Origin of the sequence: Enterobacter sp. WCHEn045836 (assembly GCF_003965585.1) — a bacterium.
GTDB classification, from domain to species: domain Bacteria; phylum Pseudomonadota; class Gammaproteobacteria; order Enterobacterales; family Enterobacteriaceae; genus Enterobacter; species Enterobacter dissolvens.
Window position 1 is genome coordinate 71,180 of the sequence record NZ_RXPT01000015.1, and the last position, 21,912, is coordinate 93,091.

Sequence of the window (21,912 nt, forward strand, 5' to 3'; positions counted from 1 at the left end):
CATAACGCTACTTCAGTCTGTCGGAAAGATAACGCTGATAATCCGGGATCAGGATCTCAACCGGCGAGTTAAACTGCGGTGATTCAATAATGAAATCCGCCGTCGACAGGTTTGTCGCCACCGGAATATTCCAGACGGTGGCGAGGCGCAGCAGCGCTTTCACGTCCGGGTCATGCGGAACCGCATTCAGCGGATCCCAGAAGAAAATCAGAACATCAATTTTCCCCTCAGAAATCTGTGCGCCTACCTGCTGATCGCCGCCCATCGGGCCGCTCAGCATGGCATTCACTTCCAGGCCTGTTTCACGGTGGATCAGGTTACCGGTGGTGCCCGTCGCCGAGAGGGCGTGCTTTTCCAGCAAGGACTGATGGCGGCGAACCCAGTTAAGCAGCATTTGTTTACAGTGATCGTGCGCAACCAGAGCAATGTGTTTGCGTTCCGGTAGCGTGCGTGTTGTCAGTTCCATAATCATATCCATCAGGTTAACTGGCTACACGATGACGGGAACCGCCTGAGGCTGCAAGAGAAAGGCGAAAAAAATGTGGCTCACGACGAAGGTTGTTGCTTCACCCACTGTAAAAAACGGGCTCGCGTATCCGGATCGGCCTGCTGGAACCAGAATTTCAGCCGTTGTTCCGTCAGCGTCTGGGATTGAGGGGGAATCACATCCAGTTCTGATACGCCGGACAACAGCGTGCTGTCGTCAGCCATCATGGTGGCAAACTGCGGAAGGGAGGCGCGTTTGCCGGCTTTGTTATAGGCCTGGGTTGCGGCCTCATAATCATTGCCCTTCGGTGACGAGGTCAGTGCCAGAATATCCAGCTTCACCGGGATCGGCATGGCCTCTCCATCCACCAGTTCCACACGCGGCGAGGCGTCAAACGTCGCAGACTCTTTCTCCGTTTCCAGACGCGGCAAATTAAAGTTCACCTGGCTGACCTGCCGGGTGTTAAAGCTGACAATCAGCGGGGGAGAGAGGTACATCCGTTGTTCATGGTTAGCGAGTCGGATGGTTTTCTCCACCCTAAACACCACCTGGTGAGGGCCGTTATCCAGCTCAATGCTGTCAGCGCCGCGTAATAACGAACTGGAGACTTTTTTCCCGTCCAGCACCAGCAGATCGATATCGGGAGAGAGCCGAAGCGTGGTTGCAAAGACGCAAACCGGCATCACTAACGCGATCACAGCAGTGGCAATGCCGGTTTTCATAGGGGGCTCCTGTCGATAATACGTTTACCGCAATAATGTATCTAAATTTGTCGATAATCATGTTTACTAACATATAGACATATTATGGTCTTTTGCCCTCATGCATCTGTATGGGATGGATGGTTGAGATGTGCGCTTTGACATACACTTGTTAAAAAGCCAGGAGGATGAGCATGAAAGAGAATGATATTGCCGAGATTTTGACGTCCACACGCACCATTGCGCTGGTGGGGGCGAGCGATAAACCGGATCGGCCAAGCTATCGGGTGATGAAGTACCTTCTCGATCAGGGCTACCACGTCATCCCTGTGTCACCGAAAGTGGCCGGTAAAACCTTACTGGGCCAGCCTGGATACGCCACGCTGAACGACGTACCGGAAAAGGTGGATATGGTGGATGTCTTCCGCAATTCCGAGGCAGCATGGGGAGTGGCGCAGGAGGCCATCGCCATCGGAGCGAAAACCCTGTGGATGCAGTTGGGTGTGATTAACGAACAGGCCGCCGTGCTGGCGCGGGATGCGGGGTTGAACGTCGTCATGGATCGCTGTCCGGCGATCGAAATCCCCCGGCTGGGGCTGACAAAGTCATAAAAAAAAGCCCGTTATCGGGCTTTTTTTACACGCTTAGTTCCGCAGGCGCGGAGCCTGTAGCTGTTTGCGGATAGTCTGAGCAAGTTCATCCATCGTGGGTTGCTCCGGATGCTCATCCTGCAGTTCACTGCTTAGCTGCGCCTCAGCAAGATAGGTATGGACGGGTTGTCCGTCGTCACCTTCCATCACCACATGGTACCAGGGTGCGGCGCGAAGCTCTGCGTTCACCGCCAGCTCATCCGCCGACGGTTCATCAAGGGAATACTCCGGGTCGATATCCACGACCACACCCAAATACCCGAGCAAAGTGTGGCGGACCTGCTGGCCGATACCGAATTTGCTGGCAATCATAGTCACCTCCCGGGAAACACTACTTACACTGTATGTGCGGGCAATATTTCTCTTTTCAAGTTACATGACGCGACAGGCAAACCCTTTCAGATACAGCCCTTCCGGGTAGGTAGCGATCACCGGGTGATCGGCTGCCTGACGGAACTGCTCTATAAATTGTACATCACGACCAGCATCTATTGCGGCATCGGCGATGATTTTTTGGAATAAATCGGTGGTCATCAGTCCTGAACAGGAGAAGGTGAGCAGCACGCCGCCTGGGTTCAGCAGCTGAATGGCCAGCATGTTGATATCTTTATAGCCGCGGCAGGCACCCATCAGCTGGCTTTTGTTCTCCACAAACTTAGGCGGATCCATCACGATAACGTCAAACTTCTCGCCCTGGTCGCGATATTTGCGCAGCAGTTTGAAGACGTCGTCGCGAATAAATTCGGCTTTGCTCAGATCCAGCTTGTTCAGCTCAACGTTCTGTTTCGCCACATCCAGCGCTTCTTGCGAGGTATCCACGCTGACCACCTGCGCACATCCGCCCATCAGGGCCGATACCGCAAAGCCGCCGGTGTAAGAGAAGCAGTTGAGCACGCGCTTGTCGGCAACGTACTGACGCGTGGCCAGACGGCTGTCGCGCTGGTCGAGGTAATAGCCCGTTTTATGACCCCCCTGAATATCCACCAGCAGCTTCATGCCGTGCTCTTCGATAGGCAACAGGGCAGGCGGCAGTTCGCCGGTCACCGGGCCCTGGGTCAGTTCCATGCCCTCTTTTTTACGCACAGCCACATCGCTGCGATCGTAGATGGCGCACTCCGGGAACAGCGACTGCAGGGCGCTGATCAGCGCCGCACGCTGATATTCTGCGCCAGCACTCAACAGTTGAAGCACCAGGAAATTACCGAAGCGGTCAATGGTCACACCCGGCAGACCGTCGGACTCCCCGGCAATCAGGCGGTAGCTGTCAAGACCATCACGTTTTGCCAGCCAGTCGCGCCACTGCTGCGCCTGCTGCAAACGACGGATGAAGAAGTCGATGTCGATGGTTTCATCTTTGTCGAAGGTCCAGACGCGCGCGCGGATCTGGGAGGCTGGGGAGTAAGCGCCTCGTGCTAACCATTTACCCTGATGGTCAACGATATCAATGGTTTCACCGAGACTGGCTTTGCCTTCCTGACGTGCAACCGCGCCAGAAAAGACCCAAGGATGACGGCGCAGTAATGACTTCTCGCGCCCTTTGGCTAACACTAAACGTACACTCATAATTTGCTGTTCTGTCGATTTCAGGGAAATGGCGCGTAGAGTAGCACATTCAGCAAGGCGCAATCATCTGCGGATGGCATTGAGCGTTTCGGCACAAAATCAAATCGTTCAGGCACATTACGACATTGCAGCAGGCTTTAGAGTAGGGCTTCCGGTTCAGCAAAGGAAATCCCATGAAAAAGCGCAATGTAATCACAACAGCCGCTCTGGCGGCGATAAGTTTTGAGGTTTTAGCCGCGACGCCTTTTAGTATGACCAGTCAGGATATTTCCGGTGAGCGCCATGTAACGCAACAGCAGGTATTCGAGGGATTTGGCTGCCACGGGGGTAATCAGTCTCCGCAACTGGCATGGAAAGATCCTCCAGTGGGTACGAAAAGTTATGCCGTCACGGTGTATGACCCGGATGCCCCCACCGGCAGCGGCTGGTGGCACTGGACGGTAGCCAATATCCCTGCGAATACCACGACGCTGCCTGCTGATGCCGGTAACCCAAATGGTGAAAAATTACCTGCTGGCGCTGTGCAGGGGCGTAATGATTTCGGTTATTCTGGATTCGGCGGCGCATGTCCACCTGCGGGAGACAAACCCCACCGTTATCAGATTACCGTCTGGGCGTTGAACGTAGAAAAATTGCCCCTCGACAAGAACGCCAGTGGCGCACTGGTCGGTTTTATGATCAACAGTCACGTTCTGGAAAAAGCCCAGTTAACTGCAACCTACAGCAGATAAGGATGACCCGGTGCAGGAGTTTCATTTTCGACATAAACAGTTGACCGCGGGTGAAGTGAGTGCCAGCAAAATGCATCGCCTGCACCAGGTTAAACTCTTTTTTCCGGCCATATGTCATATCACGCACGGCAGTAAGGTGATTGTTCAGGACGATAACCGCCTGGTGGCCACCCGGGATGAGCTGATTATTATCCCGGCCAATACGGCGATGGAGATTATCAATCAGCCTGCGAACGGTCTGTTTCACTCGGACTTGCTGATGTTATCGCCGGAAATTGTCTCCGAGTTTAAAGTGCATTACCTGAAATCCTGGCCGCGCACGACGCTGCATTCGCTCTGCGCGCCGCTGAGCGAGGGGCTGGCGTTTATGTGGGATAACCTGCTGCACGCCGTACGTCAGGATTTACCGGAGGCGCTACAAAAACATCAGGCTTTCGGTCTGTTGCTGGCATTGCTGCATGATGGTGTGGCCGGTCCGCTGCTTGTTGAGCGAAACAGTAACCTGACTGAGCAGGTGCGTCAGTTCATTATGCTGTCGCCTGCCAGAGACTGGACGGCGCAGGACGTCGCCAGCCGTCTGGCCTTAAGCGTGCCGACGTTGCGCAGACGCTTACGCGAGGAGTCACAGGGGTTTCGCCAGATCGTGGAGGAGGTGAGGATGGCCGTGGCGCTGTCACAGCTGCAGTCGACCCGATTACCGATTGGTGAAATCGCATTACAATGTGGTTATCTTTCCAGCTCTCGTTTCACCGCCCGTTTCCGGCAACACTATGGCTGTTTACCGAAAACGTTACGTTAAGGAGAAGAAAAATGTCAAAAATCTGCACCATTGCCTGGGTCCACGGCGTTGTTCAGGGCGTCGGGTTCCGCTACAGCACCCAGCGCGAAGCGATTGAGCTTGGGCTAACGGGATACGCGCGAAACATGGATGACGGCAGCGTTGAGGTGGTCGCCTGTGGCGAGGCAGAGCAGGTTGAAAAACTGATAGCGTGGCTGAAAGCGGGCGGGCCGCGCAGTGCCCGGGTTGATAAGGTCTTAACGGAACCGCACCAACCCGGCCGGGAATACGTTAACTTCGGTATTCGCTACTAAATGCACTTCACAGGTTTAGGCAGGCCGGCAATTTTGGTGGCCTGTTTGGCCGGGCCTTTGGGGAACAGACGATACAGATAGCGGCTGTTGCCTTTCTCTTCACCGAATTTATTGGCCATGGCTTTAACCAGCATCCGGATGGCCGGAGAGGTGTTGAATTCAAGATAAAACTCGCGCACAAAGCGCACCACTTCCCAGTGCTCGGGGGAGAGCGCGATCGCCTCTTTTTCTGCAATCACTTCCGCCAGCGCCTCGCTCCACTGGTGGCTGTCTTTCAGATAACCGTCGTTATCGGTTTCGATCTCTTTACCTTCAAAGCTCAACATAGTTATTCACGCATCAGTCCAAAACCGCCGCAGTGTACCAAAAAACAAAGCCCCGCATAAGCGGGGCTCGGTTCACAGCACTCTGGCTTAATCCCGGCTGGCAAAGCCCAGGATGCTCAGCAGGCTGACAAAGATGTTGTACAGCGACACATACAGGCTCACGGTGGCGCGGATGTAGTTGGTCTCACCGCCGTGAATGATGTTGCTGGTTTCATACAGGATCGCGCCGGATGACAGCAGGATAAACACCGCGCTAATCGCCAGGTGCAGGGCAGGCAGCTGCAGGAAGATGTTAGCCACCATACCAATCAGCACCACCACGATACCTGCCATCAGCATACCGCCGAGGAAAGACATGTCCTTGCGGGTGGTCAGCACGTAGGCGGAGCAGCAGAAGAACACCAGTGCGGTGCCGCCCAGCGCCATACCGATCACATCACCCATGCCGGCAGACAGATACGCGTTCAGGATTGGCCCCAGGATGTAACCCAGGAAGCCGGTAAAGGCGAACGCGGAAAGAATACCGACCGGTTTGTCAGCGGTTTTGTAGGTCAGGAACATCAGACCGTACATCCCCACCAGCGTCAGGATCAGCCCCGGAGACGGCAGCATCAGCACGGTGCTGGCGGTGGCGGTGATCGCCGAAAACGCCAGCGTCAGGCTGAGCATGAAATAGGTATTGCGCAGCACCTTGTGGGTGCTGAGTAGCGATGTGCGGTCGCGTGAGGAAGTAATTATACGATCCATGAGTCACTCTCTTATGACAGATGTAATTAACGGAAAGAATAGGAAACGGCGCGCCAGTCTCAAAGTGGTTTTACCCATCTTTACTCAGCAGGTTAGCGCCGGAGCTGGTTATTTCTTCTGCAGAAAGACGTTTCATCAGTATGAACAGCGGTTTGGCGCAATTAATCAGATCAAGCTCTTATAGGTTACTGAAAAATATTGCCTTATTACCATAAGGCCGCTAAGAGTTATTTCCGGATCGTCACAAAACAGACAATAAGGCGAAGGAAATGAAACCACAAACACGCACTCACTTTACACTCTCTTTATTAGCTGCCGGGATCCTGTGCGTCAGCACGGGAACCTGGGCGGCTAACGTGCCGGCAGGAACGCAGCTGGCCGATAAACAGGAACTGGTCAGGAACAACGGTAATGAGCCCGCTTCGCTCGACCCACATAAAGTCGAAAGCGATGTCGAATTCAATATTATCAGTGATTTATTCGATGGGCTGGTCAGTGTGTCCCCGGCGGGGGACATTCAGCCACGGCTGGCGGAAAAATGGGAGAACAAGGACAACACCGTCTGGACGTTCCATCTGCGTCCGGGTATCACCTGGAGCGACGGCACGGCCATCACCGCGGAAGACGTGGTCTGGAGCTGGCAGCGTCTGGTTGATCCTAAAACCGCTTCACCGTATGCCAGCTATCCAGGCAACATGCACATTGTGAATGGTGCGGATATTGCGCAGGGGAAAAAAGCCCCCGATACGCTGGGCGTGAAAGCGATTAACGACACCACGCTGGAAGTGACATTGACTCAGCCAAATGCGGCATTCCTGGCAATGCTGGCGCACCCGTCGCTGGTGCCGGTGGACAAAGTGCTGATTGGCCGCTTTGGCGACAAGTGGACCAAGCCTGAACATATCGTTACCAGTGGGGCCTATAAGCTGTCCCAGTGGGTGGTCAACGAACGCATTGTGGCGGAGCGTAACCCGCGTTACTGGGATAATGACCATACCGTGATCAACAAGGTGACGTATCTGCCGATCACCTCCGAGGCCGCAGATGTGAACCGTTACAAAGCGGGTGAAATCGATATTGTTTACACGGTGCCAGTCAACCAGTTCGCCCTGCTTAAGAAAACGCTGGGTAGCCAGCTGGATGTCTCCCCTCAGCTTGCCACCTACTATTACGAATTTAATACCACCCGCGCGCCGTTCAACGATCCCCGCGTGCGTAAGGCGCTCAATATGGCGCTCGATAAAGATATCATCGCAGATAAAGTGATGGGGCAGGGACAGCGTCCGGCGTGGCTCATCAGCCAGCCGGATATTGGTGGGGTCAAACTACAGAACCCGGACTACGCCAGCTGGCCGAGGGAAAAACGACTTGCCGAGGCGAAAAGATTGCTCGAAGAGGCGGGATACAACGCCAGCCACCCGCTGAGTTTTAATCTGCTGTACAACACCTCTGAAACGCACCAGCGTATCGCGATTGCCGCCAGCTCGATGTGGAAGAAAAATCTGGGTGTCGAGGCGAAGCTGCAGAACCAGGAGTGGAAAACCATGCTCGATACCATGCACACCCATAACTTTGACGCGGTGCGCTACGCCTGGATTGCGGACTACGACGACGCCGCCACCTTCCTGAACAATTTCCGCACCGGTGACAGCGAAAACACCAGCCAGTACAGCAATCCGGAGTATGACCAGGCGTTGGTTAACGCTGCAAAAGCCAAAACCACGGCCGAGCGCGGCAAGTTCTACCAGCAGGCGGAAGATCTGCTGGGGCGCGATGTGCCGGCGATCCCGGTGTATCACTACGTTCGTACGCACCTGGTAAAACCGTGGGTCGGTGGTTTTACGCCGGATAAGCTCGGGTACTACTACACGAAAGATATGTACATCAAAAAACACTAAGCGTAATCGCTGAATCTTATGCTGGGAAAATGGCCAATATGTTGTCTATTCAACCGATTAAACATAATTTGGCTATTTTTAAAGCGAACGAATGCGCGTGCTCTTTACAGCGTGCGGTGAGGTGTTTATAGTTCGCCTCACTTAGGAAGCGTGGCCGAGCGGTTGAAGGCACCGGTCTTGAAAACCGGCGACCCGAAAGGGTTCTAGAGTTCGAATCTCTACGCTTCCGCCAAATTCGAAAACCCTGCGATAGCAATATCGCAGGGTTTTTTGCTATCTGAGGCACGGGTAAACGCATCCGCGCAAAAATAGAAAAATTCCTGCTTTACAAGGTGCTAATAGATGTTTATAGTGCGCCTCACTTTGGAAGCGTGGCCGAGCGGTTGAAGGCACCGGTCTTGAAAACCGGCGACCCGAAAGGGTTCTAGAGTTCGAATCTCTACGCTTCCGCCAAATACGAAACCCAGGTCGTTATGCGACCTGGGTTTTTTTATGCGCTAATGACAGTCAAATACAGGAACAGGACGTTCTGGTACTCAGGATACTGCGTCGATACTGCAGCGGCGTCTGCCGCATCATCTTTTTAAAGCAGGTAATGAAATAGGTCACCTCGCTAAACCCGACGGCCAGCGCAATGGCGTCAATACTCTCATCGCTGTACCGTAACAGATCGCAGCTGCTCTTTATCCGCCGGGTCAGTAAATATTCGTGAATGCTCCCGCCGGTCTGCTGGCGGAAAATTCGTGAGGTATAGCTGCGCGAGAGCCCCATGTCCTGGGCTAGCTGGTCGAGCGAAAACTTGCTGGCATAGTGGGCTTCGACCCAGCTCATAATCCGCGAGGCGATGGTCTGCTGGCGCGGCGGGAAGCGCTGTGGCTGCTCGGGCAGAAACGTCATGAGCTGCATCACCAGAAACGCCACCTCGCAGGCCGCGGTCTGCTCGTTACCCTCCAGACACTGAAACTGCTCAAGGATCCTTTCGATAAACGCTGCGTGGTTGCTGAGATCGTAAATTTGCGCTGGCAGATTGCTGGCGGCCAGCGCGGCGAACCGGGCCTGATGACGCGGGAAGGCGCTGAGCGCACTCTCGACGACCGATTGCTCAATGTGCATGGTGGTGCGGTGATAGGGGTTTTTATCGCTATGATCGACCTGCACTTTATGCAAACGGAAGGGCGGGAAGATAAATAATCGCCCCGGACGCGCGGTGTAGTGCTGATTATCCACCACCACGATGCCGTAGCCGCTGGAAATATAGAGCAATTCAACGCACTGATGCCAGTGGTAGTAAATCGCGCTGGTGCTGTACATGCGGTTAAATGAAATGGCCTGCCGATCGAGCGTGATGCGTTCCAGCAGTTGCGTTTCACCCATTTGACCTCCAGGACAACAGATTTAAATTTTTAGGCCATCAGTTGTAATTTATCCCCCTCGTGGAGGACAAAATCCAGCGAAAATGAAATGGCGGTTTAATTTTGTGAGTCTGCTCACTCAGCACCCTGAATAAAAGCAGTTACCCTTCATCCAGACGTCGCACGCGTGGCTTGAAAAAGCCTAATAACAATAACTTATCTCTACCCTCGTGTTATGCGGGAGGACCCTGTGCAACCTGAAAACATCAATCTGGATAATCCACTGACAAGCCGGGAAGAGGTGCTGCGGCTGGTCAATGACATGCTGAACGCGGTGGCGCCCTGGTTTAAAAACGACGCCAGCCGCATTGATTTAGCGAACTTTACCGCGCATTACGGCCAGCAGGTCGCGAGCATGGAAACGTTTTCCCGCCTGCTGTGGGGCGTGACGCCGTTGTTGGCTGGCGGCAGTGAGCCGCAACACTTCTCGTTCTATTTACAGGCGATAAAAAACGGCACCAATCCGCAGCACGCTGATTACTGGGGCGACGTCGCACCTTACGATCAGCGAATCGTCGAAATGGCGGCCTACGGGCTGCTGCTGGCGCTGGCGGGCGAAACCGTGCTGGCACACTTCACTGAGACGGAGAAAGCGAATTTATGGCGCTGGTTAAAGCAGTGCGAGACCCAGGACATCCCCGATAACAACTGGCACTTCTTTCCGATTCTGGTGCAGGTCGGCTTCCATTATTGCGGCATGCCAACCAACCCGCAGGCGCTGGAAGAAAATTTTGCGGCCATGGAGCACTACTATCTCGGCGATGGCTGGTACTCCGATGGCCCGGGCCGGCCGCGCGACTACTACATCTCGATGGGCTTCCATTTCTATGGCCTGATTTACGCGAAGCTAATGGCCGATGTCGATCCAAAGCGTAGTGCAACGCTGCGTCACCGGGCCGCACGTTTCTCCTCTGACTTCATCCATTTCTTTGCCGAAGACGGCGCGGCGATCCCGTTTGGCCGTAGCCTGACCTACCGCTTTGCCGAGGCTGCGTTCTGGAGTGCGGCGGCCTTTGCTGGCCTGGAGGTGTTTACGCCTGGCGTGATGAAGGGCATCGTTCTGCGCCATCTGCGCTGGTGGCTGACGCAGCCGATATTCGACCGCGACGGCGTGCTGAGCGTCGGTTACAGCTACCCGAATCTGGCGATGGCGGAAGACTACAACGCGCCGGGTTCGCCGTACTGGGGCCTGAAGACCCTGCTGGTACTGGCGTTAGATGAGGGCGATGCCTTCTGGCAGTCGGTCGAACTACCGCTGCCGCCGCTGCCCGCGCAACACACGATAGTCCACGCGGATCAAGTGATAGTGCATCAGGCCGATCACCTGTGGATGTTGACGTCTGGCCAGCTGGAGCTGAACAACTTCGTAAATACCGAAGCGAAATACTGCAAGTTTGCCTATTCCACCCGCTTTGGCTTCACCCTCGAACGCGGACGCTACGGCCTGAACCACGCCGCCCCCGATTCGATGCTGCTGCTGGCTGAAAAGGATAACTACTGGCGCGGCCGCCGCGAATGCCAGCATGTGGTCACCGCTGATGGCACCATTTACAGCCGCTGGCTGCCGTGGCGCGACGTGGTGATTGACAGCTGGCTGCTGGCGTTGGGTGACTGGCAACTGCGCGTCCATCGTATCAATACCCGGCGCGCGCTGGATTGCGCAGAGGGCGGCTTTAGCCTGGCGAACCGCCCACTGCCGCAGATGCAGGAGAGTGATGGCGGCTGCTGGTTACGCAACGCCTGCAATGTATCAGCGATTTTCGCTTTACATCCGCATGCCCGTCGCGGCGAGACGGTGGTGACGCCGCCAAACAGTAATCTGTTGTTCGCCGAGCGCGCGGCGGTGCCGGTGCTGCGTGACGAACTCGATCTCGGCACCCATTTGTTGATAAGCGCGGTGTGGGCGGGAAATGCCGCCGACTTCGATCCGCAACATTGCCCGCAGGCCTTCATAAGCGATGACGCGGTACGCTTCGTGACGGCACGACAAGAAACGACGCTCGTTCTGGCCCCGGAGGCATCGCTATGAGCACATCATCGTCCGTACGTGCTGCGCAGTACAAAATGAGTACCTTTATTTTTCTTTACTTCTTCACCTGGTCATCCAGCTTTGGCCTGTATGCCTTGTGGCTGAGCCAGAAAGTGGGCCTCGATAGCATCACCATTGGCAGCGTGTTCGCCATTAATGGCGTCTTCGCGGTGGTCCTGAAGCCAGTGTACGGCTACATCATGGATAAAATCGGCATGAGCAAGTGGCTGCTCTATTTTGTCTGCGCCATTTCAGCGCTGATGGCACCGTTTTTCTCGCTGGTGTACCAACCGCTGCTGCAAAGCCATGCGATGGCCGGGATTATCATCGGCGCGCTGTATCTGAGTCTGGGCTGGTACGCCGGGGTGGCGGCTTCTGAATCCTACGCCGACCGCTTTAGCCGCCTGTACGGGCTGGAGTTTGGCCGCATCAGAATGTGGGGTTCGCTGGGCTGGGCGATGGCGGCCTCGGTCTCCGGGCTGTTGTTTAACGTCACGCCGCTGGCCAACTTTCTGCTCAGCAGCGGGACCTCGGTACTGATGCTGCTGGTGCTGATTAGCCTCAAAATTGGCGATGAGCAGCTGCGCAACAACAGCGTCATTTCCGCTAATAAGATCGTCTTTGCCGATGTGCTGATGCTGCTGAAAAACCGTAAATTCTGGATGTTCAGCCTTTACGTCGCCGGGGTGGCCTGGATGATGTTTATCGCCGAGCAGCAGTTCCCGCGCTACTTCGTGTCGTTCTTCGCCACCAAAGAGCAGGGCAACGCCTGGTACGGCTACCTGAGCACCGTCCAGTCGGGGATGGAGTTCGTGATGATGATGTTTATCCCGTGGCTGGTGAACCACTACGGCGCTAAGCGCGGCCTGCTGTTCTGCGGCTGCGTGGTAGGGGCACGGCTGATCGCATCCGGCCTGACCAGCGATCCGATTGTTATCTCTATCATCAAACCGTTTTACGGCGTTGAGATCGCGCTGCTGCTGATTTCGGTCTTCAAATACATCGCCGAACATTTCCATCGTCGGGTTAACGCCACGATGTACCTGCTGGGGTACCAGGCGATGATTTACGTCGGCTCGATTGTGGTCGCGCCACCTGCTGGCTATCTGTACGACAAGATAGGCTTCGAGCATACCTATCTGCTGATGGGCTGCTGCGCTCTGCTTTTTACGCTGATTTCCGCTTTTACGCTGTCGCGCTGCCAGTCGAAACGCGATGCCTCACGACCCTTTGCTCCGGCTTTAGACACCGCCCCGGTTGAACCGGCCAAACATTAATTCAGGAGTTGTTATGACCAAATCTGTTATCACCGAAGCGCTGCGGCCGATCGAACTGCATCAGGTCGATCGGCTGGCACTGAGCCAGACGCTGGAAGCGGCCTTAACCCACGTAGCGCGCAAGCTCGACAAAAATATAGTCGCCTTCGGCGATAAGTTCCCCGGCGAAGCCTGTGAGAAGGGGGTCTGGCCGCGTACCGATAACGTGGAGTGGACAACCAGTTTTTGGCCGGGCCAGCTGTGGCTGATGTGGGAGATGACCGGCAAAGCGCATTATCGCGAAGCCGCCGAGCGCTATATACCCTCGTTCGCCCGGCGTATTGAGCAGCGTATTGACACCGCAACGCACGATCTCGGGTTCCTCTATTCGCTCTCCTGCGTCAGTGCCTGGCGGCTCACCGGCAACGAAGCCGCTCGCCAGTCGGCGCTGCTGGCTGCCGATCGCCTGATGGAGCGTTTTAACCCGACGGCCAACATCATTCAGGCATGGGGGGATTTAAACGACCCGGAACAGCAGGGGCGAATGATCATCGACTGCAATATGAACCTGCCGCTGCTGTACTGGGCCAGCGAGCAGACCGGCGACCCACGTTACGCGCAAGCGGCGACGGCTCACGCCGGGCAGGCAGCGAACTATATCGTGCGTGAAGATGCTTCGACTTATCACACCTACTATATGGATGTGCAGACGGGTGAGCCGCGCTTTGGCAACACCCATCAGGGCTACAGCGATACCTCGTGCTGGTCGCGCGGCCAGGCGTGGGGCATTTACGGCTTCCTGCTGAGCTATCAGCACACTGGCGATAAGCAGATGGTTGAGTTGTCACGCAGCCTGGCGCACTACTTCCTCAACCGACTGCCGGAAGATGATGTTTGCCACTGGGATCTGGCGCTGCTCGGTACTGACGCCGTGCGCGACAGTTCAGCGGCGGCGATTGCCGCCTGTGGTTTGCTGGAGCTGGTCAGGGCGCTGCCGACGCTCGACGCAAACCGTGCATATTATGAAGAGATGGCGCTGCGCATTGCGCTGTCGCTGACCGACAATTACCTGGCCCATGACGACGACCCGACTGAGGGGCTGCTGCAGCACTCGGTTTATCATATGGGCAGCGGCAAGGGCGTCGATCAGTGCTGTAGCTGGGGGGACTATTTCTATCTTGAGCTGCTGGCGCGGCTGCGACAGGTTTGGTACCCGTACTGGTAACCCTGAAGCCATGGAGAGCAAAATGAAAAGCGTAGCCGTGTTATTAGCCCCCGGTTTTGAAGAGGGGGAAGCGATCGTCACTATCGATATCCTGCGCCGCCTGAATATTACGGTGCAGACGATTGCCTGCGGTGAAAGTCGTGAAGTGGTGAGCTACCACGCCATCCCCATGGTGGCGGATAGGACCCTGAAAGCCAGCCTCGATCAGACCTTTGACGCGGTGGTGTTACCGGGCGGCCCGGAAGGCAGCGTCAACCTGGCGAAAAGCGCGGAGGCGATCGCCTTCGTTCGCCGCCATGATGAAGCGGGCAAATATATCTGCCCGATTTGCTCCGCCGCCGCCCGTGTGCTGGGCGGCAACGGGCTGCTAAAGGGGCGCCGCTATGTCTGTTCCGGCGATGTGTGGAAAACAGTCAGCGATGGCCTGTACGTCGATGCCGACGTGGTGGAAGATGGCCATCTGCTAAGCGGTCGCGGGCTGGGCAAGGTGTTCGATTTCGCCTTTACCCTGGCGGCGCGCTTGCAGGGCGATGAAGCACTGGCCCGCGAGCAGGCCAGTCATATTGATTATGCGTGGCAGTCAGGACGCGGCTGGTAACAGAGCCTTACAGGCACATCTGAAAACCTCCGGCTATGCCGGAGGATATTTATTTCGTTTTACAGCCCAATCACCAGCTCCCCGGAGTGACTCCGCGAGCAGCACAACGCCACCTGCTGGTCCGGGCCGTTTTTTTCAGCCTCTGACTGCACGCTATCCCGGTGATCCACCACGCCGTCAATCACCGGCGTCAGACACGCACCGCAGATCCCCATCTCGCAGGACAACGGAACGTCCACGCCATTTTCCTGCAGCACCTGGGCGATAGTTTTATCTGCAGGTACCGGCCAGCGCTCGCCGGTGGAGGCCAGTTTGACCGTAAAGATCTCACCGGCTTCTCCGCCACTGACAGGCGCAGCGGGCTGAAACGCCTCGCTGTGAAGATGGGCTTCATCCCAGCCCTTCGCCGTGGCGACGTCACGCACTTTTTCCATAAACCCTGCCGGGCCACAGACCCAGGCGTGAAGCCCCGCCGTAGCCACCGGGATATGCTCTGCCAGCAGAGTGCGCGGGCTGGTGGTATGAATAACGCAATTACCCTGCTCAATCTGCGACAGTTCGCGGGCGAAAGCCGCGCTTTCAGCCTGTCTGACATAATAGTGCAGGGTGAACGGGGTTCCGGCTGCCTCCAGCGCCAGGGCCATCGCATACAGTGGCGTAATCCCGATCCCCGCAGCCAGCAGCAACACCTGTTCGGCCTCCTGCAGGGCAAACAGATTGCGCGGCGCAGAGATCAGCAGCTTCTGACCGGGACGCAGTGTCTCATGAATATAGCGTGACCCGCCGCGCGAGGCGGTTTCCCGTCCCACGCAGATCAGATAACCCTCATTTTCGCAGCTGTCGGTCAGGGAATACTGGCGAATAACCCCGCAGGGCAGGTGCACGTCAATATGCGCGCCGGGTTGCCACTCTGGCAGCGCTTCACCGTTTTCTGCTACCAGCCTGACCGCGAGGCTCTTGTTCCCCTGACGCCACAGCCCGTCAACAATTACGCTCAGCATATCGGCCTCCGTCATACCAGGAAAAATTCGCCAAAGCCCATTTTTTTCAGCCCCCGGCGATAGGCAATCGAGCTTTTATCCGCGGGAATATGGGCTTCCAGGGTCAGATCCAGCGGCAAACTTTCCGGGCGCTGGGTTTCAACCATCAAACGGTCTTCCTCAAAAATTCGCAGGTTAAAGGCATGCACCTCTTCCACCGGAATATGCAGGTCAAAGTTGCGCGCGATGGGGGCGAACATGCGGGTGACGCGTGATGAGACCGGTGACGCGGCGTTCATGATCACCAGCCGGGATTCACCCGGAAAATGGATCGTCAGGGTGGCGGTAAACGGCAAGTGCATTTCAAAATGGCGCAGCCACTGGAAGCCTTCCGGCGCCTGCACGTCAGAGCTGGCAGGATAATTGCTCACCGAACTCCAGTAATCCGCGACAAAGCCAAACGGTGTTTCCTGTGGCTGATAGGTCGGGACGAGCTGGTTATCCGGGTCCGCAAAGGTGCTGGTATGGATCCACGCGAAATGCGCCACATCCAGAAAGCCTTCCACCTGGCGGCCAGCGAAGCCATTCACCTCAAACGCCGGGCAGTTGATCTGCTGAAAGCCATCGTCATCCCAGTGCGGCATAGTGGGCAGCGGCACCGGGTTGTCCGGGTCAAACGCCAGACACGTCCAGATCAAGCCAAAGCGCTCCTCCACGGCGTAGTTAATCAGGTTGAGCTTCGCCGGTACCGGCTGATCGGGGCTGGAGGGAATGCGGTTGCAGCGGCCATCTTCCCCGAAGCGCAGGCCATGGTAGGGGCAGATAATCCCGTGTTCATCATGAAAGCCCAGCGACAGCGGCACGCCGCGATGCGGACAAACATCGCGGGCGACCACGACCTGGTCTTTTACGCGGTAGATAACCAGCGCTTCGTCCAGCAGGGTCGCTTTGACCGGTGCCGCACCGATGTCGCAGGCGCGTGCAACCGGATGCCAGCACTTTGCCAGGCGCAGCCAGTCCTCTGGCTCAAACGTACAATGGGCGGGTGGTACAGGTGCTTTATTCATGTGTATCCCTCTTACGTTCAGCCTAATGGTCCGCCCTGAATGGTGTCGCACAGACCGTTGATAATGCGCTCCCCGGTCTCCTCCCTGAGTTCCTGATACCAGGCTCGGGTTAACGCCATATCTTTACCGTGCGTGACGTCACAGCGCTTGCGGGCCTTCAGCACCAGGTCGCGTACCCGGTCGCAGCGCAGGGCTTCGTACTGCCGCAGCGCCAGCGTAATGTTGTGGTTTTCGCGCAGGCAGTCTCCCAGCACCACCGCATCTTCCAGCGCCGCGCAGCCGCCCTGGCCGATATCCGGCGTGGTGCTGTGCGCCGCATCGCCCAGCAGCGCCACGTGGCCGCGCACCAGGCTGTCGAACGGCTCAATGTCGTGGATCTCAATGCGGTTGGTGGTGTCCGGATCCAGCGCGGCGATCAGCTTCTGCACCGGCGGCGCCCAGCCGCGGAAATAACCCGTGAGATCGGCCCTGAGGGTGGTGCGATCTTCCGCCAGCCCGAGGGGAAGCGGGACATCAAAAAAGAAATAGAAGCGTCCACCGGAGACGGGCATCAGCGACACGCGCTTGCCTTCTCCAACGAACGTGGTCCACTGATGGGCAGGGGCAATTTCTTCATCAATCTTCACCAGCCCGTTCCAGTTAACGTAGCCCGCGTAGCGACGCTCGGGCGTATACCCGAGCACGTACGGGCGCACCGCAGAGTGGCTACCGTCGGCGGCAATCAGAAAATCGCCTGTCGCCATGCTGCCGTCGGTGAAGGTCACGGTGACGCCAGCGTCATCTTCCCGAACATGTTCGACGCGCTTGCCGAACTGCACCCGCTGGCGCCCCCAGAAGTCCAGCATCTCCCGCTGAAGCTCAGCGCGCGAGACCGGGCAGGGACGCCCACCGGTGCGCTCCACCAGCGGTGCCAGGCTAAAGCGGGTCAGCGTATCGCCGCGCCGGTGATCCTTGTAGGCCATAAAGCGCATCGGCCCGCCGTATGTCTCAATGATGTCGCCCATGCCGAGGTGCTGCATGCATTTTACCCCGTTAGGCCAGATGGAGATGGCCGCGCCAACGGGTTTGATCTCTTTTACTGCCTCAAACACGGTACAGTCGATGCCCGCCTTTTCCAGCGCGACAGCGGCGCTCAGGCCACCAATGCCTGCGCCAATGACGATTGCTTTCATGCTTCTCTCCTTTTGCCGGGTGTCATTAGCATCAGCAATTTGCGTACCAGGCTGCAGAGTGGCGAAAAGGGCGTTGTGAGAGGGATGTTTGCACTGCTAAGGTGCGTTATCGCGGTGAGACTGCCTTTTTATGAATCAATAATTTCCGGTTTAAGGATCAGGAATCGACTGTTTCAGGTCTCAGGCAAGAGTGGCGTGCTTTGTGCAAGGCTCAGGGACGATGATGTCACGGGAGGAACCATGATAACACTGGACGATTTTAATCAACGGAGTCAGGAAGAGGTGCTTACGCTATTACACCCTTGCGTGGCCATCCCCGGCTGGGCCGAGGCGCTGGTCGCCGGGCGGCCTTATCCGAGCCGGGATGCTCTGTTTGATGCGGCCCAGGCGCTGACGAAAAGCTGGGATGAATGCGCGCTCACGCAGGCCTTGAGCGCGCATCCGCGCATCGGTGAGAAGCCCATGGGCACGCAGGCGGAGGCGGCGCTGTCGCGTCAGGAGCAGGGAGCGGTGAATCATGATGATGCCCGGCTTGCTGAGGCGTTGCGGGCAGGCAATGCCCGCTACGAAAGCCGTTTCGGGCGCGTCTTTCTGATCCGCGCCAAAGGCCGCAGCGGGGAGGCGATCCTCCAGGCCCTGAACGCGCGGCTGGAAAACAGCGATGCGCAGGAGGTGCAGGCCGCACTGGATCAGCTGCGGGAAATTACCTTATTACGACTGGAAGGAGTCATTGGCGCATGAGCACGCTCAGTACACATATTCTGGATATCTCGACGGGCAAACCCGCGCAGGGGGTTACGGTACGTCTTGAACAGGACGCGGAGGTCATCGCAACTGGCGTGACCAACGCGCAGGGTCGCATCACCGAATTTGTTCCCGTCCTGCCTGCGGGCCGCTATCGGCTGGTGGCCGAGACTGGTGCCTGGTTTAGCGAAACGGGGCGCGGCACGTTCTATCCCTGTGCGCAGATTGATTTTCTTATCGGCGAAACGGCAGATGAACACTTCCATCTGCCGTTTGTGATTGCCCCTGGCGGCTGGTCAACCTACCGCGGCAGCTGACCACACTGGCTCGCCGTTGACCCAGGTTTGGCTGATATTACGCTCGTCGCCCAGGGTCATCAGCACAAACAGCTGCTCGTAGATATCCTTGCAGCGCCCGCTGCGCAGGCGCTGAAGCGGGGTGACGGCCGGGTCGATCACGATAAAATCGGCCTCTTTGCCCGGTGCGAAGTTGCCAATGTTGTCATCCAGACGCAGGGCATGCGCGCCACCCAGCGTGGCATGATAAAAGGCCTCGCTGGCGCGCAGGCGGTAGCTCTGCAACTGACCCACCTTGTAAGCTTCCCCCAGCGTGCGCAGCATACTGAAGGTGGTGCCCGCGCCAACGTCGGTGCCGATACCCATCCGCACCTTGTGCTGCCAGCAGGCGGGTAACCGAAACAGCCCGCTGCCAAGAAACAGGTTGGATGTTGGGCAAAACGCCACCGCCGAACCGGTGTCATGCAGGCACTGCCACTCGCTGTGGTGGAGATGGATCCCGTGAGCAAACACGCTGCGCTCACCGGTGAGGCCATAGTGGTGGTACACATCCAGATAACGTTCATGCTCCGGCCACAGGTCATTAACCCAGGCCACTTCGTTCGGGTTTTCGCTCAGATGGGTCTGCAGCCAGGTGTCCGGAAACTCCTCTCTGAGTAAACGCACCGCCGCAAGCAGTTCCGGTGATGAGGTGGGCGCAAAGCGTGGCGTAATGGCATACCCCAGCCGTCCATGGTGGTGCCAGCGCTGGATCAGCTCCCGTGTCTGCCGGTAGCTCTGTTGTGCCGTTTCGGTCAGGTAGTCCGGGGTGTGCCGGTCCATCATCACCTTCCCGGCGATAAGGCGCATATTCAGACGCGACGCCTCGGTAAACAGCGCATCGACTGATTCAGGATGCAGCGTGCAAAACACCAGCGCGGTGGTGGTACCGTGGCTGACCAGCTGGTTTATGAAAAATTCCGCGATCTCTTTTGCGTAGCTCTCGTCAGCAAACTGGCTCTCCACCGGGAACGTGTAGGTGGTCAGCCACTCCAGCAGTTGCTCGCCGAAGGCGCCGATCATCTCCGTCTGCGGATAATGAACGTGCGTATCGATAAAACCGGGCAACAGCAGTTTGCCGCGCAGGTCGGTGTAACTCTTGTGCGGGTCAAGATATTGCTCTCCCTCCTGCCAGGCCATGAGCGCCACGATTTTCCCGTGGTGAATAAACAGCAGGCCGTCCTCCTGGTAGCGCGCATGGTCGGCAATCAGGTCTGCACTGTCGCAGACCTGGGCGATATCGAAAAATGCACCGCGTATCGCAGTCTGGTAATCCATCATGGCTCCTGTCTGATGGTTTGCGTGGCTTCGCGTGCCGTGAAGTGAGCGGCGGACGCCCCTTCGCGCTCCTCGCGCGCCAGCCAGCGGTAGGTTACCCCGCCGAGGAAGACGCCGATGAACCAGCTAAAGTTTGCCACCTCATGCAGCGCCGGGATAAAGCTAATCACCAGACCGACGGCAACGGAGGGGAGCAGCGCACCGATGGCTTTCGGGTTAAAGCCGTTGCGGTACCAGTATTTCCCTTTTGGCGTGTCATCGAACAGATCGTCCACGGAGACTTTGCCACGCTTAATCAGGTAGAAGTCGGCAATCAGAATCCCGAACAGTGGGCCGATAAATGCCCCCAGTACGTCCAGGGTGTAATGAATAAGCTCCGGTGAGTTAAACAGGTTCCACGGGGTTAACAGGATCGAGCCGACAGCGGCAATCATGCCCCCGGTGCGGAAGCTGATTTTCTGCGGGGAACAGTTAGAGAAATCAAACGCCGGGGAGACAAAGTTGGCCACGATGTTGATCCCGATGGTGGCGGTGATCATGGTCAGCAGACCAATCGCCACGGCCAGATCGTTGCCCACGCGGCTGACGGTTTCAATCGGGTCGGTGATCATGCGGCCAAACAGCGACTGGGTACCGGAGACAATCACCACGGTCACGATGGAGAACAGCAGGAAGTTAAACGGCAGGCCCCAGCGGTTACCACGGCGGATTTCCCCCATGCTTTTGCCGTAGCGGGAGAAATCCCCAAAGTTGAGCAACGGGCCTGAGAAGTAGGAGACCACCAGCGCCGTGGCGGTGATCATCTGCCAGGTCTGCTCGCCCGCGCTCAGGGATTTGCTGGCGAGGGTGAAGGAGATCCCGTCGAATCCGGTCTTGTATACAATCCATCCTGCCAGCGCCAGCATCACCACATACACCGCCGGGCCGGCGATATCGATAAAGCGCTTGATGGCATTCATGCCGTGCCAGAAGACCATTGCCTGCAATACCCACATAATGGCAAAGCAGATCCAGCCCAGGTGCGACAGCCCGAGAAACGCGCCGGTGGTGAGCGACGAGAGTGACGGCCAGAACTTCAGCGCCACCAGCATCAGGGCGTTAGCGGCCAGATAGGTCTGAATGCCGTACCAGGCAAAGGCGATAAGCCCGCGGATCACCGCCGGAATGTTCGCCCCGAAGACGCCAAAGGCCTGACGGCTGATGACCGCATACGGCACGCCCGCCATCTGGCTCGGCTTCGCCACCAGGTTGGCACACAGCTGCACAATGCAAATCCCCACCAGCAGGCACAGCAACACCTGCCAGCTCGCCAGCCCGAGTGTAAAGAAGCTCGCGGCGACAACGTATCCCCCCATGCTGTGGACGTCCGACATCCAGAACGAAAAGATGTTGTACCAGCTCCAGTTCTGGTCACGCGTTGGTGCCAGATCCTCATTGCAAAGCCGTGGGCTGTAAACCGCACCGGAATCAGCGGCCGTACCGTGTTGCGTATTTTGACTGTTTGGCATGAAACCTGCTCCTGTGAATGAAAACCCGTTGAGTGGGAGTGCAGACGGTGTTGCAGGATCCAGGCCAAAATAATAAATCTTGTATGCAATATTTTATTTTTATGTATACGATT

Annotated in this window: 23 protein-coding genes and 2 tRNA genes; 13 read left to right on the forward strand and 12 right to left on the reverse strand. The window is 56.9% G+C overall.

The features are described 5' to 3' along the window. Positions 1 to 7 precede the first annotated feature (7 nt). Positions 8 to 466 (reverse strand): methylglyoxal synthase, encoded by a 459-nt coding sequence (gene mgsA, locus EKN38_RS19180; protein WP_014831320.1) that lies wholly within the window; start codon positions 464 to 466, stop codon positions 8 to 10. Positions 467 to 546: 80 nt separating this feature from the next. Next, the gene (csgI, locus tag EKN38_RS19185; RefSeq protein WP_014831321.1) at positions 547 to 1,209 is read right to left on the reverse strand and encodes a curli synthesis inhibitor; all 663 of its coding nucleotides are present in this window, start codon (positions 1,207 to 1,209) and stop codon (positions 547 to 549) included. A gap of 173 nt (positions 1,210 to 1,382) precedes the next feature. Here csgI and EKN38_RS19190 point away from each other — a divergent pair, with 173 nt between their 5' ends. Further along, positions 1,383 to 1,799: a CoA-binding protein gene (locus EKN38_RS19190; protein ID WP_014831322.1), complete on the forward strand. Its 417-nt coding sequence runs from the start codon at positions 1,383 to 1,385 to the stop codon at positions 1,797 to 1,799. Positions 1,800 to 1,832: 33 nt separating this feature from the next. Here EKN38_RS19190 and hspQ read toward each other — a convergent pair whose 3' ends face one another. Then, positions 1,833 to 2,150, reverse strand: coding sequence for a heat shock protein HspQ (gene hspQ / locus EKN38_RS19195; protein WP_013097248.1), 318 nt, complete (start codon positions 2,148 to 2,150; stop codon positions 1,833 to 1,835). A 60-nt stretch (positions 2,151 to 2,210) separates the two neighbouring features. Continuing rightward, a complete protein-coding gene (gene rlmI, locus EKN38_RS19200) occupies positions 2,211 to 3,401 on the reverse strand; it encodes a 23S rRNA (cytosine(1962)-C(5))-methyltransferase RlmI (RefSeq protein ID WP_047362260.1) in 1,191 nt (396 codons plus the stop codon). Positions 3,402 to 3,574: 173 nt separating this feature from the next. Here rlmI and EKN38_RS19205 point away from each other — a divergent pair, with 173 nt between their 5' ends. Genes EKN38_RS19205 through yccX form a run of 3 tightly spaced genes read left to right on the forward strand, consistent with a single transcriptional unit; the run spans position 3,575 to position 5,224 of the window. Next, complete coding sequence (locus EKN38_RS19205) at positions 3,575 to 4,132, forward strand: kinase inhibitor (RefSeq protein ID WP_014831337.1); 558 nt, start codon at positions 3,575 to 3,577, stop codon at positions 4,130 to 4,132. 10 nt (positions 4,133 to 4,142) lie between these two features. After that, the gene (locus EKN38_RS19210; RefSeq protein WP_014831338.1) at positions 4,143 to 4,931 is read left to right on the forward strand and encodes a helix-turn-helix transcriptional regulator; all 789 of its coding nucleotides are present in this window, start codon (positions 4,143 to 4,145) and stop codon (positions 4,929 to 4,931) included. An 11-nt stretch (positions 4,932 to 4,942) separates the two neighbouring features. After that, entirely contained in the window at positions 4,943 to 5,224 is a 282-nt protein-coding gene (yccX, locus tag EKN38_RS19215; protein ID WP_014831339.1) for an acylphosphatase, read from the forward strand. Here yccX and tusE read toward each other — a convergent pair. Continuing rightward, positions 5,221 to 5,550, reverse strand: coding sequence for a sulfurtransferase TusE (tusE, locus tag EKN38_RS19220; RefSeq protein ID WP_013097245.1), 330 nt, complete (start codon positions 5,548 to 5,550; stop codon positions 5,221 to 5,223). The genes yccX and tusE overlap by 4 nt on opposite strands. Before the next feature lie 87 nt (positions 5,551 to 5,637). Continuing rightward, positions 5,638 to 6,297, reverse strand: a complete 660-nt coding sequence (gene yccA, locus EKN38_RS19225) for an FtsH protease modulator YccA (RefSeq protein WP_013097244.1) — start codon at positions 6,295 to 6,297, stop codon at positions 5,638 to 5,640. A gap of 269 nt (positions 6,298 to 6,566) precedes the next feature. Here yccA and EKN38_RS19230 point away from each other — a divergent pair, with 269 nt between their 5' ends. The 3 genes from EKN38_RS19230 to EKN38_RS19240 all read left to right on the forward strand — a co-directional run bounded on the left by EKN38_RS19230 (position 6,567) and on the right by EKN38_RS19240 (position 8,648). After that, positions 6,567 to 8,195: an ABC transporter substrate-binding protein gene (locus tag EKN38_RS19230; RefSeq protein ID WP_014831341.1), complete on the forward strand. Its 1,629-nt coding sequence runs from the start codon at positions 6,567 to 6,569 to the stop codon at positions 8,193 to 8,195. Between the two features lie 144 nt (positions 8,196 to 8,339). Continuing rightward, positions 8,340 to 8,427: transfer RNA gene (locus tag EKN38_RS19235), tRNA-Ser, on the forward strand. 133 nt (positions 8,428 to 8,560) lie between these two features. After that, positions 8,561 to 8,648: transfer RNA gene (locus EKN38_RS19240), tRNA-Ser, on the forward strand. A gap of 54 nt (positions 8,649 to 8,702) precedes the next feature. Here the strand turns inward: EKN38_RS19240 and EKN38_RS19245 are convergent. After that, positions 8,703 to 9,569 (reverse strand): AraC family transcriptional regulator, encoded by an 867-nt coding sequence (locus EKN38_RS19245; RefSeq protein WP_014831342.1) that lies wholly within the window; start codon positions 9,567 to 9,569, stop codon positions 8,703 to 8,705. A gap of 228 nt (positions 9,570 to 9,797) precedes the next feature. Between EKN38_RS19245 and EKN38_RS19250 the strand changes: the two genes are divergently transcribed. Genes EKN38_RS19250 through EKN38_RS19265 form a run of 4 tightly spaced genes read left to right on the forward strand, consistent with a single transcriptional unit; the run spans position 9,798 to position 14,715 of the window. Then, complete coding sequence (locus EKN38_RS19250; RefSeq protein WP_014831343.1) at positions 9,798 to 11,636, forward strand: DUF2264 domain-containing protein; 1,839 nt, start codon at positions 9,798 to 9,800, stop codon at positions 11,634 to 11,636. Continuing rightward, positions 11,633 to 12,913: an oligosaccharide MFS transporter gene (locus tag EKN38_RS19255; protein WP_014831344.1), complete on the forward strand. Its 1,281-nt coding sequence runs from the start codon at positions 11,633 to 11,635 to the stop codon at positions 12,911 to 12,913. Before EKN38_RS19250 ends, EKN38_RS19255 begins: the two co-directional genes overlap by 4 nt. A gap of 13 nt (positions 12,914 to 12,926) precedes the next feature. Further along, a complete protein-coding gene (locus EKN38_RS19260; protein WP_014831345.1) occupies positions 12,927 to 14,117 on the forward strand; it encodes a glycoside hydrolase family 88 protein in 1,191 nt (396 codons plus the stop codon). A gap of 22 nt (positions 14,118 to 14,139) precedes the next feature. Next, positions 14,140 to 14,715 (forward strand): DJ-1/PfpI family protein, encoded by a 576-nt coding sequence (locus tag EKN38_RS19265; protein ID WP_014831346.1) that lies wholly within the window; start codon positions 14,140 to 14,142, stop codon positions 14,713 to 14,715. Positions 14,716 to 14,774: 59 nt separating this feature from the next. On the opposite strand, the gene EKN38_RS19270 is transcribed toward EKN38_RS19265, so the two are convergent. Genes EKN38_RS19270 through hpxO form a run of 3 tightly spaced genes read right to left on the reverse strand, consistent with a single transcriptional unit; the run spans position 14,775 to position 17,934 of the window. Beyond that, positions 14,775 to 15,716, reverse strand: a complete 942-nt coding sequence (locus EKN38_RS19270) for a PDR/VanB family oxidoreductase (RefSeq protein WP_014831347.1) — start codon at positions 15,714 to 15,716, stop codon at positions 14,775 to 14,777. Positions 15,717 to 15,727: 11 nt separating this feature from the next. Then, the gene (gene hpxD, locus EKN38_RS19275) at positions 15,728 to 16,762 is read right to left on the reverse strand and encodes a molybdenum cofactor-independent xanthine hydroxylase subunit HpxD (RefSeq protein ID WP_014831348.1); all 1,035 of its coding nucleotides are present in this window, start codon (positions 16,760 to 16,762) and stop codon (positions 15,728 to 15,730) included. 17 nt (positions 16,763 to 16,779) lie between these two features. After that, positions 16,780 to 17,934: an FAD-dependent urate hydroxylase HpxO gene (gene hpxO, locus EKN38_RS19280; protein ID WP_014831349.1), complete on the reverse strand. Its 1,155-nt coding sequence runs from the start codon at positions 17,932 to 17,934 to the stop codon at positions 16,780 to 16,782. A 240-nt stretch (positions 17,935 to 18,174) separates the two neighbouring features. Here hpxO and uraD point away from each other — a divergent pair, with 240 nt between their 5' ends. Both uraD and uraH read left to right on the forward strand, forming a co-directional pair. Then, positions 18,175 to 18,675: a 2-oxo-4-hydroxy-4-carboxy-5-ureidoimidazoline decarboxylase gene (gene uraD, locus EKN38_RS19285; protein ID WP_014831350.1), complete on the forward strand. Its 501-nt coding sequence runs from the start codon at positions 18,175 to 18,177 to the stop codon at positions 18,673 to 18,675. Next, on the forward strand, positions 18,672 to 18,995 hold the full coding sequence (uraH, locus tag EKN38_RS19290; RefSeq protein WP_014831351.1) for a hydroxyisourate hydrolase: 324 nt from the start codon (positions 18,672 to 18,674) through the stop codon (positions 18,993 to 18,995). The genes uraD and uraH overlap by 4 nt, the downstream gene beginning before the upstream one ends. Here uraH and guaD read toward each other — a convergent pair. After that, positions 18,975 to 20,291 carry a guanine deaminase gene (gene guaD / locus EKN38_RS19295; protein WP_014831352.1) on the reverse strand — a complete coding sequence of 439 codons (1,317 nt, stop codon included), beginning with the start codon at positions 20,289 to 20,291 and terminating at the stop codon, positions 18,975 to 18,977. The genes uraH and guaD overlap by 21 nt on opposite strands. Continuing rightward, positions 20,291 to 21,799, reverse strand: a complete 1,509-nt coding sequence (locus EKN38_RS19300) for an NCS1 family nucleobase:cation symporter-1 (protein ID WP_014831353.1) — start codon at positions 21,797 to 21,799, stop codon at positions 20,291 to 20,293. The genes guaD and EKN38_RS19300 overlap by 1 nt, the downstream gene beginning before the upstream one ends. Positions 21,800 to 21,912 lie beyond the last annotated feature (113 nt).